Here is a 2,558-nt window from a genome sequence, read left to right as displayed (position 1 = left end):
AGCTGTCTCACCGCGACCGGACTCGTGAGGGCGACAACACACAGACAACCTCAGTAAGACCAGTATGGAGCCCAGTTGAACCGCTCATGCGTTCACAAGGGCGCAAGCATGCAACGCGTGCACGCTTTCCCTGCGGCGGATGTCTTTCCTGTGCGGGGCGAGGACGGGAACAGTGCTTAGGGGCCGGCGCCGGGGAGGCGGGCGCGGAGGTGGTGCTGGCGGCCGGGGCCCTGCAGGACGGGGACGGCGCTGTACAGATCGTTGACATCCGCCGCGCTGCTGGTCGCGTTCCGTCGCCGGAGCAAACCGCCGTGGCTCCCTTCTACGGCCTGCGAGCAGGAGGTGGTCCGATGGATGAACCATTGTTCCGCGACGGGGACCGGGTGTGTTTGCCTGCTCCTGCCGCGTTGCTGCCCTGCCGATCGCATCCAGAGTCGGAGGGCATCACTGCTCATCACGTCCAGTGGGTGCGCCGCAGTCTCCCGTTCCTCGAAGAACCGCAGCTCCAGTCGCTCCTGGGAGCACACTACGACCGGTGGGTCTGCATGTGTTTCCCGGACATTGCCCGGGACATAGCCGAAGACCTCACCAATCTGGTTACCCTCATGTTCCTTGCTGACGACCTCACCTCCCGTCCGGGCCGTGACACTTCGTCGGTCACCCACACCCGAGCAGCGTACGACGCGTTGCTCGACGTGATGCAAGGAACCAGGGCACACCCACGGTCAGCTGGCCAGCTCCCCGTCTCCTTGCTGACGCTCGCCGGAGAGCTGTTCGGATCGATCCGCGCACGCATGCCTACAACACAATGGCACCGCTGGGCCAACAACATGCGGGCCTGGGCTGAAGGGGCGATACAAGAAACGGCAGTTCGCAGGCGCGGCAAGCCTCTCTCCTTCGCGGAGTACCTCACCCTGCGCAGGCACAGTGTGTGTGTCACTCCGTGGTGCGTGCTTGGCGAATACGGACTGGGCATCGATCTGAGCGCGATCGCCGAGCACCCTGCCTTCCGGGATCTCATCGGCGCCGTGACCGATCACGCGCTGCTCACCAACGACCTGCACTCGTTTCGCGCCGAGCACTACAACGGCGACGACATCAACGTCATCGCCGTCCTGTGCCGTGCCGAGGGGCTCAGCCTTCAGGGCGCAGTCGACCGCACCAGCATGATGATCCATGACGCTGAACACTCTTTCATCCAGCAGCGCGAGCGCATCCGCAGTAGCAGTATGGGGAGCACAGCCGAGATGCACGTCTATTTTCAGGCGCTGGGGCACTTGCTTGCGGGCAACACCCGCTGGTCCTACCTGACGGGCCGCTACCACGGCAACGGCTACGAATGGAACGGGGCGCTCAGCGGCACAATCACCCTGACACCAGACTGTACCGTCCGTCTCCAGGAGGGAACTGCATGACCGCCGTCACCGACGTGTTCGACGCGAAGGAATTCTACTTCCCGGGACCTCCGACCGGCCTGTTCCGGCTGGGTGTTCACCCGCGGATGGAGGAGCTCGACCTCCGCCACTCGCACTGGCTCCGCCAGTGGGCCCGGCCACTGTGCGCCGACGAAGAGGAGTTCGTCGACTATCTGGGGCAGCGCAACGGATCCTACGGATTCTACTCTCACCCTGCATGCCCCGACGACCGCATCCTCACCATCGTCAACCTCTACGCACTGCTGACGATCCTCGACGACTACTACGCCGACCCCCTCAAGCTGGGAGCAGACCCCGAAGGCGCTCTCGTCATGGCAGAGCGGCTGAGCCTCCTGCACGAGACCGGAGAATTCCCTCCGGACTGCCTGTTCAGCCAGGCATTCCATCAGCTCGACACGGAACTTCGAGCGATAATGCCGCCACGGCAGAAGGAACGCTGCAACAAACTGCTGCGCGACTTCTACCACGGGTGCGCCCGAGAAGTGCCATCGCGGATGCAGCGAGCCGTCCTGGAGAAGGACCCGTATCTGAATGTCCGCAAGGACACCATCGGCTGCCACTGGATCCTGGGGTTCTCCGAGTACGCACTGGGGATCGACCTAACCGACGAACTCCAGTGCTCAGCCGACCTGCGCAAACTGAACTTCCTGATCACCGAGCACATGATCGTGCTGAACGACCTGTTCTCCTTCCGTAAAGAGCTGCGCCACGGCGATCTCATCAACTCGGTCGTCAGCGCATGCCGCAGTCAGGGGATCACCCTCCAGGAGAGCGTCAACCGGGCGCACAAACACCTCGGCGACCTCGAAAAGGCCATCGCAGCTACCCAGATGAGCCTCCTCGACGGCGAATTCGTTGACAACCCCAGCGTCCAGGCCTACGTACACGATGTCAGCAGCATCCCCGCTGCGACGTGGTACTGGCAGTACGCAACGACGCGCTACCACGGCGGCCCAGGCTACGTTTGGGACGGCAACACCAAAGGCACGATCAACATTGCGGACAGATACACGGTCTACAGCCCGCCCAGGATGCCGCCCCCCGATAAGCAGAGCACTATCAGGAATCCCTGTACCCCTACCCCAAACGGTTGGCGCGAAGGTTTCTGGTTGGCCTGATGGA

2 protein-coding genes are annotated in these 2,558 nt (G+C 63.1%); both read left to right on the top strand.

The genetic code is table 11. The annotated features are described in order from the left end of the window. Positions 1–350 precede the first annotated feature (350 nt). Entirely contained in the window at positions 351–1,415 is a 1,065-nt protein-coding gene (locus ACFWZ5_RS46105) for a terpene synthase family protein (RefSeq protein WP_384893247.1), read from the top strand. Beyond that, complete coding sequence (locus ACFWZ5_RS46100) at positions 1,412–2,554, top strand: terpene synthase family protein (RefSeq protein WP_384893244.1); 1,143 nt, start codon at positions 1,412–1,414, stop codon at positions 2,552–2,554. Before ACFWZ5_RS46105 ends, ACFWZ5_RS46100 begins: the two co-directional genes overlap by 4 nt. Positions 2,555–2,558: the final 4 nt, after the last annotated feature.

Source organism: Streptomyces sp. NPDC059003, from assembly GCF_042740445.1.
Lineage (GTDB): Bacteria > Actinomycetota > Actinomycetes > Streptomycetales > Streptomycetaceae > Streptomyces.
This window is presented reverse-complemented; position numbering and strand designations above follow the sequence as displayed.

Bases quoted from the DNA above. Each gene is read 5' to 3' on its own strand.
- ACFWZ5_RS46105 (WP_384893247.1), top strand. From the start codon at position 351: ATGGATGAACCATTGTTCCGCGACGGGGACCGGGTGTGTTTGCCTGCT.
- ACFWZ5_RS46100 (WP_384893244.1), top strand. From the start codon at position 1,412: ATGACCGCCGTCACCGACGTGTTCGACGCGAAGGAATTCTACTTCCCG.